The 8,771-nt window shown below is 65.9% G+C and carries 7 protein-coding genes and 2 tRNA genes; 5 read left to right on the forward strand and 4 right to left on the reverse strand.

Features of this window, described 5'->3' with window-relative positions; all coding sequences use genetic code 11:
- Window positions 1-356: 356 nt before the first annotated feature.
- The 4 genes from VKV57_09360 to VKV57_09375 all read right to left on the reverse strand — a co-directional run bounded on the left by VKV57_09360 (window position 357) and on the right by VKV57_09375 (window position 3,671).
- Window positions 357-430: transfer RNA gene (locus VKV57_09360), tRNA-Ile, on the reverse strand.
- Window positions 431-512: 82 nt separating this feature from the next.
- Window positions 513-1,352 carry a carbohydrate ABC transporter permease gene (locus VKV57_09365; protein ID HLW60112.1) on the reverse strand — a complete coding sequence of 280 codons (840 nt, stop codon included), beginning with the start codon at window positions 1,350-1,352 and terminating at the stop codon, window positions 513-515.
- Between the two features lies 1 nt (window position 1,353).
- On the reverse strand, window positions 1,354-2,295 hold the full coding sequence (locus tag VKV57_09370) for a sugar ABC transporter permease (protein ID HLW60113.1): 942 nt from the start codon (window positions 2,293-2,295) through the stop codon (window positions 1,354-1,356).
- Between the two features lie 68 nt (window positions 2,296-2,363).
- Window positions 2,364-3,671: an ABC transporter substrate-binding protein gene (locus VKV57_09375; protein ID HLW60114.1), complete on the reverse strand. Its 1,308-nt coding sequence runs from the start codon at window positions 3,669-3,671 to the stop codon at window positions 2,364-2,366.
- 166 nt (window positions 3,672-3,837) lie between these two features.
- Here VKV57_09375 and ubiE point away from each other — a divergent pair, with 166 nt between their 5' ends.
- The 5 genes from ubiE to VKV57_09400 all read left to right on the forward strand — a co-directional run.
- Window positions 3,838-4,575, forward strand: coding sequence for a bifunctional demethylmenaquinone methyltransferase/2-methoxy-6-polyprenyl-1,4-benzoquinol methylase UbiE (gene ubiE, locus VKV57_09380; protein HLW60115.1), 738 nt, complete (start codon window positions 3,838-3,840; stop codon window positions 4,573-4,575).
- Window positions 4,576-4,599: 24 nt separating this feature from the next.
- The gene (locus tag VKV57_09385; protein HLW60116.1) at window positions 4,600-4,878 is read left to right on the forward strand and encodes an IreB family regulatory phosphoprotein; all 279 of its coding nucleotides are present in this window, start codon (window positions 4,600-4,602) and stop codon (window positions 4,876-4,878) included.
- A 22-nt stretch (window positions 4,879-4,900) separates the two neighbouring features.
- Window positions 4,901-6,157: a UDP-N-acetylglucosamine 1-carboxyvinyltransferase gene (gene murA, locus VKV57_09390; protein HLW60117.1), complete on the forward strand. Its 1,257-nt coding sequence runs from the start codon at window positions 4,901-4,903 to the stop codon at window positions 6,155-6,157.
- A 583-nt stretch (window positions 6,158-6,740) separates the two neighbouring features.
- A tRNA-Val gene (locus VKV57_09395) sits at window positions 6,741-6,815 on the forward strand.
- A gap of 1,212 nt (window positions 6,816-8,027) precedes the next feature.
- Window positions 8,028-8,771: LLM class flavin-dependent oxidoreductase (locus tag VKV57_09400; GenBank protein HLW60118.1), on the forward strand; the 744-nt coding region annotated here is incomplete at its 3' end.

The raw sequence follows: 8,771 nt of genomic DNA on the forward strand, positions 1-8,771 counted from the left end.
GGCTCGGCCCGAAGTTCCAGGAGCACGGACTCGTATTCTGCACCCAGTCCGGGAGACCGATGCACCAGAACAACGTCCGGCACAAAGACTTCTACCCGCGGCTCGAGCGTCTCGGCCTTCCCCGGATCCGCCCGCACGATCTTCGGCACACGCACGGAACCCTCCTGATCGGCGCCGGCGTGGACCCGAGGACTGTGGCTGATCGCTTGGGGCACAGTTCGCCAGCGTTCACGATGTCCGTCTACGTGCACGGGACATCGGAGGCCCAAGAACGGGCGGCACTCGCTGCTAATCAGTTGCTAATCCATTCGGGCGATTCCGTGAAGAGCCCATCGCGCGGAAATCCTTGATACGCTTGGTGGGCCCGTCTGGAATCGAACCAGAATCCGCCGGTTATGAGCCGGATGCTCTGCCCTTGAGCTACAGGCCCCTGCCGCGATTATAGCACATGCCTTTTGGGGGGTTCGCCGGCTTGCCCATCGATCGGCCGTTCCCCCGCGCAGGCCGCTATGTTACCCCTTGAGCCCCGAGAACATGAAGCTCTCGACGAACCGGCGCTGGAACAGCACGAACACGACGAGCAGCGGCAGGATCACGATCACCGTCCCGGCGGCGATGAGGTTCCACTGCGCGCCGGACTCCGCGGACTGGGTGAAGGAAGCCAGGCCGACGGTCACCGTCCGGGCCCGCTCGGTGTCGGTGATGATCAGCGGCCACAGAAACTCGTTGTAGTGGTAGACGACGCTCACGATCGAGAAGGCGACGAGCGTAGGCTTCGCCAACGGGAGGAAGACGTTCCAGATCGTCTGCAGCGTGCCGCAGCCGTCGATGGCCGCGGCGTCCTCCAGATCCCGCGGCACCCCCCGGAACGTCTGGCGGAGGAGAAACGTGCCGAACGCCGACGCGAAGTAGGGGATCATGATGCCGAGCCGGGTATTGAGCAGCCCCAGGTGTTGGATCGTGCGGAAGTTGGGCAGGATCAACGACGACGGCGCCACCATCAGCTGGAGGAGGAACACGCGGAAGAACAGGTCGCGTCCCCAAAACTCCATCCGCGCAAACGCGTAGGCGGCGAGGGTGATGGTGACCAGCTGAACGGCGAGGATTCCGAACACGACCACGGCGGTGTTGTAATAGAGCCGCAGAAACGGGGCGTCGGACCACGCCTCGACGAAGTTGGCCAGAGAGGGGTGCGCGACCCACAGCGAGGCGATCTGGTTGCCCAGGCTGCCCGGCGGCCGTACCGATGTGGTGAACGCCCAGAGCAGGGGAAACACCCAGACGAATGCCAGTGCGCCCACGACGAGCGCCCAGAGCCAGGTCCCCAGAAACCGCCGCAGGCGCGGGGGCATCCTACACCTCGTAGTGGATGCGCCGCTCGAGCACGCCGAAGCTGAGCGCGGCGATCGCCATCAGGACCGCCAGGAGAAACACCGTCAGCGTCGCCGCCTTCCCGAGGTCGAAGAACTGGAAGGCGACCTGGTAGACGTAGTAGAGAAGGAGGTTGGTGCGGTTGTCCGGCCCTCCTCCCGTCATCAGGAAGATTTGATCGACCGACTGGAAGGCGTTGATGCTGGCGATGATCAGCACGAACAGCGTGGTCGGCCCCAACAGCGGCCAGGTGATCGCGCGAAACTGCTGCCACCACGAGGCGCCTTCGATGCGGCCGGCCTCGTACAGCTCGATCGGAATCGTCTGCAGCCCGGCGAGGTAGAAGAGCATGTAGTACCCCGCGTTCTTCCAGATCGTCAGGATCATCACCGCGGGCAGCGCGAGCCGGGGGCTGCCCAGCCAGTTCACCTCGCCCCCCAGGATCCGGTGCAGGTAGACATCCATCAGCCCGTACCCGGGGGTGTAGACGAAGAGCCAGATCGCGGCGGCGCCCACGAGCGGGAGGAGCGTCGGGTAGAAGAACGCCGTCCGAAACGACCCGGTGAGGACGTGCGCCCGGTTGAGCAGCAGGGCCAGCGCGAGGGCGAGGGCGATCGTCACGGGGACGGTGCCGACCAGGAACTGGACGCTGTTGTTGAGCACCTGGCGGAAGACCGGGTCCGACGCCAGCGCCACGTAGTTCCCCACCCCGATGAACGTGGGGTGCGCCACCGTCGCGCTTGCCCGGTAAAGGCTGAGCTCCAGCGAGGAGAGGATCGGGTAATACGTAAAGGTCGCGAGAAAGACGAGGGACGGCAGGAGAAAGAGGTAAGCCTGCCCCCGCGGGCGGCGCCGCCGGGTGCGGGCGGCGGTCGGACGTGCGGTCAACGTGCTGGGGAGGCCGGACGCCTCCTCGGGCGGCATCGCGGCGTCGGGCGGCGGCGCGGGTGGAAGCGCCGCCGCCCGAGGATCCCCGGTCTAGACGTCCGCCATTACTGGTATTTGGCCAGGAGCGCGGTCGCGTCGCGCTGCGCCTGGTCGAGTGCGGCCTGGGGGGTCAACCGCCCCGATTGCGCGGCCTGGACCGCCGTCACGAGGAGCAGGCCGATCTGGTCGACGTCGTGGATCGTCATCTGCTCTCCGGCCACCCGCAGCTGCAGGGTTGCCGTCAGCGCCTGGGGGACCTGAGTCATGTAGTCCTTGAAGCTGGACGCCGACAACTCGGTCTTCCGGATCGGCACGTACCCGGTGCCGATGGTCCACCGCGCCGCCTGCTGCGGGTCGGTCATCCAGCGGATGAACGTCCAGGCCGCGGCCTGATGGTCCGCCGGGATCTTGTTGAAGACGTACAGGCTTCCCCCCCCGGTCGGCGCGCCGTACCGTTTGTCCGCGGGCATGAAGCCGGCGTTCCAGTCAAACTTCGCGTTCGAGCGGATGAACGTCATGTTTCCGGTGGTGGTGTAGATCATCGCCACCTTCTGCTGGATGAAGTCCTGCGGCACCTGGCCCCAGAACGCCGCGCTGGATGGCCCCGGGGGGTGCACCTTGTACTTGTTCTGGAGGTCCAGGATGAACTGGAGGGCCCGGGCGACCTGCGGCGAGTTAAACTTCACCCACTTGCCGTTCGGGTCGAAATAGTTGGCGCCCGCCTCGATGAAGAAGCCCTGGATCACCCACGGCGAGGTATCCACGACGGGGGCCTCGACGCCCCACTGGGTGACGTTGCCGCTCGAGTCGCGGATCGTCAGCTTCTGCGCGTATTCCACGAGCTCGGTCCAGTTCTTGGGCGCCCGGTTGGGGTCCAACCCAGCCTTGCGGAACATGTCCCTGTTGTAGTAGAAGATCGGCGTGCTCCGCTGCCAGGGGATGCTGTAAACGTGTCCGTTCGCGCGCTCGTTGAGCAGCAGGGTCTGGTAGAAGTCGTCCAGCCAGCCCTTCCCTCCGCTCTGCGCGATCAGGTCATCAAGCGGCATAATGGCGTTTCGGTCCAGCAGCGAGAACAGTTCGGGGGTGTCCAGAACGGCCACATCCGGGGGGGCTCCCCCCAGGACCGCGGTCATCGCTTTGGCCATCGTCTCGACGTAGTTGCCCGCGAACACGGGTTCGACGCGTATTCCCGGGTGGCCGCTGTTGAAGTCATTGACCATCTCCGTCATGAGCTTGTTGAGCGGTCCGGAGACGCCAACGGGATAGTAGAACTTCAAGCTGACCGGCGCCTGGGCCCCTACCCGCAGAGGCACCAGGGCCACGGCAACCACAAGCGCGAGCCCCAGCGCCCCAAGGCGCTGTCGTTTCAGCATCGTGCACCCCCTTCTTGCTCACATGTCCGAGTGGGCCCTCGCCCGCCCGGTTTCGCGGCATCTGCGGGAGCACACCAGTCACAGGAAAGGTTCTTCGCCCGCGCGAACCCTACCTTTTGTGACCCCGCAAGAGACCGTCGCGCCGTCCCCGTCCCCGGGCGAACGCGTGGGGCGCGGCCAGGCCTCGGAGGCGGAGAAGGCCCGATACGTCCGCCGGATGTTCGGGGCGATCGCCCCACGCTACGACCTCCTCAACACCCTGCTCAGTGGGGGCCTCCATCGGCGGTGGAAGCGGTTCGCGGCGGCCCAGGCTCATGTGCCTCAGGGCGGCCGGGCCCTCGACGTCTGCTGCGGGACCGGGGATCTCGCCCTCCTCCTGGCCGGGCGTGCCGGCCCCCGCGGGAACGTGGTGGGGGTGGATATCGCTGAAGAGATGCTCCGGGTGGCCCGTCGGAAGGCGCACACGGCGGGGCTGGCCGGACGGGTGCGGTTCGCCTTGGGGGATGCCGAGGCGCTGGGGTTGCCCGATGGGGCGTTCGACGCAGCCACCGTCGCGTTCGGGGTGCGGAACACCATCCATCCGCAGGCCGCCCTCCTGGAGATCCGGCGGGTCCTGCGCCCCGGGGGGAGGCTGGTGGTGCTGGAGTTCAGCCGGCCGTACAACGCGGCCTGGGGATGGTTGTACAGCTGGTACTCCTTTACCCTGGTGCCCCGGGTCGGCCGGCTGGTGTCCCGCCACGCTGATGCCTATCTCTACCTGCCGACGTCGATTCGGGCGTGGCCCGACCAGGAGGGGTTCGCCGCGATGATGATCGGGGCGGGGTTCGGAGAGGTGCGGTATCACAGCCTGCTCGGGGGCGTCGCGGCGGTGCACGTGGGCGTCCGGCCTGCCGCCCTCCGCTAGGCGCAGGCCAACGGGGGTATGTGTATGGGGGAGCGTGAGAAGACGGGGGTGTTCCAAGTCGGGGCGCGCCAACTCCGGGACGTGGGGGAGGCGCTCCGGTACGTGTATGGGGCGTTGGCCGAACGTGGGTATAATCCAGTCGACCAGATCGTGGGCTTCCTGGTTTCGGGGGATCCGACCTACATCACCAGCCACAAGGACGCCCGAACGGTGATCCGCCAGATCGACCGCGACCGGCTGCTCGAGGAACTCGTCCGCTGCTACGTCCGCACAACCTTTGGGGGGACCGCCGATCAGCGCTAATGCCGTCGCCACGGACCGGACGATGGAGAAGCTCCTCATTGCCGGAGGCGCGCGCCTCTCGGGCCGCCTTCGGGTCGCCGGAGCGAAGAACAGCTCCCTCGCCATCATCGCCGCCGCCGCCCTTGCCCCCGACCGATCCACGCTGGAGAACGTGCCCCGCTGCCAGGACGTCCTGACCTTTCTGGAGATCCTGCGCTCGATCGGGGTGACCGCCGAGTTTACGGGGCCCGGCCGTCTGGAGCTTGATGCCCGCACGATCACCGACCACGTGGCGCCGTATGAGCTCTGCCGCCAGATGCGGGCTTCCATTTACATCGCCGGCACGCTGCTCGGACGTCTCGGCCGTGCGGAGGTGCCTCTGCCGGGAGGGTGCGTCATCGGCAGCCGGCCGGTGGATTTCCACATTCGCGGCTTCGAGACGCTGGGCGCACAGGTGGTCACCCAGCACGGCTTCCTCAAAGCCCATGCCGCCCGGCTCAGCGCCGCGACGTTCTACGTCCCGAGGAGCAGCATGGGCACGACCATCAACCTCATGCTCGCCGCCTCCCGCATCGCGGGCGCGACGATCCTCCAGAATGCCGCGCGGGAGCCGGAGATCGTCGACACCGCGGTGCTGCTGTCGTTGATGGGCGCCCACGTGCGGGGCGCGGGGACCAGCACCATTACGATCGAGGGATCCCGGGATCTGAAGGGGGCGACCTACACCATCATCCCCGACCGGATCGAGGCGGGTACCTACTTGATCGCCGCCGCTGCCACGCACGGCGACGTGCTAATCGAGGACATGATCAGCGAGCACATCACGGCCCTGCTCACGAAGCTGAGCGAGGCCGGCGCAACCGTGGCCGCCGACCCGACGGGCATCCGGGTTCAGGCGGATACCGACCTGCGGCCGATCGATGTCGACACGGCGCCGTATCCGGGGTTCGCGACCGACCTGCACCCCCAGCTCGCGGCGATGCTGGCTGTCGCGACCGGGCGGAGCGCGATCCGGGAGACCATTTTCGAGAGCCGGTTCGGGTACGCGGATGAACTGCGCCGGATGGGCGCCGACATCCGGGTGGAAGGGGACACCGCGACGATCACCGGCGTCCCGCACCTCTCGGGGGCCCCGCTCCAGGCCATGGACATCCGCGCCGGAGCGGCGCTGGTGATCGCGGGGCTCGAAGCCCGGGGGGAGACCCAGATCACCAACCTCGAGAATATCGACCGCGGGTACGAGGGGCTCGAGCAGAAACTCCGCACGCTCGGCGCGAACGTCCAGCGCGTCCCGGCCTGACCCGTCCCTTCGGCAAAGGGCAGCCCACCTTGGTAGTCGTCCTAGAAGCGCGCCGCTCGATGCGAACGACCGGCTACGACGACCTCCGCCGCCGGTGCTAGCCGGCCACGCGCGTTTTTGCCCTCCGGCGCGCGTCTGCCCATCCGACGCCTGTACGTACTAGAGCGTATGATATGCTATCCGCCAGAATGGATTGGCATGCGACCGCGCTTGGCCCACACGTCGTCGGGGCTGCGTCGAATGGCCGCCCGCAGCATCGCGAGAGCGGCATGTCGCTGGTTCTTTAGTGCGGACCGTAGCGCTCCGATGGCAATCGTCCCATCGCGTGACCGTTCTCGCTGATTCATAGCACCACTCCTGCTGCTAACACGAGCGCTCTGGACTGTCTCCCATGACTGATCCTTCAAAGGCAATGCTATTGGATTCGGCAACGGAACCGCATGCTTCGGTTTCGCCACCTGAGGGAACGGCCCAACAGGTGTCAGGAGAATTCTACCTCCTCGCGCCGCGCTCATCCCAGATTCTTAGCGAAATGCGCGGGGGGGATCTCTGTCGCATCCCTTTCCTGATATACTTCGGGGGGGGGCGAGTAGCTCAGCGGTAGAGCGCCTCGCTTACACCGAGGAGGTCGCGGGTTCGACCCCTGCCTCGCCCACCAGGTACGCTATTGCACCGGATTGCACGAGGCTGCGTACATCAACATTGACCTTCGTCTCATCCTCGGATGGCGTCAGGTGACACCGAGTTGCACTTGGTGGAGCGCCGTCCAAGTGGAGTTTGAGTGCAACGCGGAAGCCCTCAGGGAACACCAAGTCGTCGATTCACTCCACGGGCTGGACTGGCAATCGGTCCATCAGGCGTCCGTAGGTGGCGAACGTGAACGCTGCGCGCGTGTGTCCAAGTTTGGCTGGCGGTGTACTTTGGATGTTTGCCGGCCAAGATGAGCAATGAGGCGAAGGTGTGGCGCAGGCCTTGCCCGCGGATCGGGGCAACTTCATTGGGGAGTGGCCGACCATCGTTGAGTGTGGACGGGTGACATCACGCGCGTAAGAACCACCTTCCGGTTTGTCTAGGATGGCGGAATCTATCAATTCACTCCGTTCCAAAAGGTATTGCTGCGAGTAGCCAGGGGACCGAGGAAATACGTGTTTTCTCCAAGCGTTCTTTAGCGTTCCAAAAGAAGTCCTTTGGGACGAACGGTAAGCGCCTAGGCCTGGAAGGACGAACGCATGCAGCGAGCGACAGACGGGGGCGGTGGGCTGTCTTGGAGCGCGTGCCAGGCGTTCAGATTAATATCTCTGTGCGGTGGCGGACGGGTACGTAGCAGAGCATCAGTCGGCGCTGGGCTGAGTCGGGTTCGGTACGTGTTCGGAACATCGAGGCGACATCGCGAAATGCGCTGTTATACGTTCCGACCAACCGAGGAGATGGTGTGCGATTCTTTCTATGTACTTCGTTGAATCAACGGAGCGCTATTTCCGCGACTTCCTCAAGCAGCGCTCTTGCCGGTCCGCTATGCTATCGTCGGATACGCGGCTTACTGTGCAGGATGCCCAGTCGTACGTCGGGATACTGTGTGCCCCAGCTATTGCTCGGTCCGGCGAGATCGTCCCATACTGAAGGGGGTTACGGGAGGGGAGGACGGCAAGGCCACGCGCAGGCCGCCCGTCAGGCGTCGACCTCAGCCATCCGTGACCAACACCTCATCTCCGACTCGGGTGTGACCGAAGCGCAAGCGGTTGCCGTTCATGTGCGGCCGCCAGCCGTTGACCTGCGACGCCCTCACGCGATGAGGGGTCAACGCCCGAGGTGAGCGCGGGGTCACGCGGGCCGGCGCGACCCCGACAGATTCCGTGGGAGGTACAGCGCGATGGGAACCAAGTATGTGAAGTTCGGCGTTCGGCTGCTCGACGATCTCGGCGGCGTCCGTGATCTGGTGGCGCTCGCCCAGCTAGCCGAGCGGCTGGGGTTCGACACCCTCTGGTACCCTCACGACATGTTTCGCCTGAACTCGTGGGTGCTGAACTCGGCCGTCGCCCAGACGACCTCCCGGATCGAACTGTTCTGCCGCACCAATGTCTATACTACCGATCCGGCCGAGATCGCGACCTATATCGCGACTCTCGACGACATCGCCCAGGGACGGGCAAGCGTGTCCATCGGGCTGCACAACACCGACACCATCACGTGGGTCGGGATGCAGGGGAGCGACGTTCTGCAGCGGGTGCGGGAAGCGACCGACATCGTCCGGCGGTTGCTGCGCGGCGAGGTGGTGGCGTACGGCGGGCAGATCTACCGGTGGACCGAGAAGGCATACCTGCGCGTCAAGCCGCACCGGGCCGACGTGCCGATTCTGATCTGCCCGGTGGGGGAGGCGGCTTTGGAACTAAGCGGCGAGATCGGGGACGGGACGCTGCCGATGGTTACCCCACCGGCATCGGCCTCACTCATTATGGAGCCGATTCAGCGGGGGCTCCGGCGGTCGCAGACCCCCGGCCGGCGCTTCGATGCGTGCGCGTTCGTGTGGATGGCGATCTCCGAGGACCGGGACGAGGCGCGCAACATGCTCGCGGATGTGGTCGCCTATTTCGGCACCTACCTGGACCCCCGGGCG

It is taken from the genome of bacterium (genome assembly GCA_035307765.1).
Taxonomy (GTDB): Bacteria; Sysuimicrobiota; Sysuimicrobiia; order Sysuimicrobiales; family Segetimicrobiaceae; genus Segetimicrobium.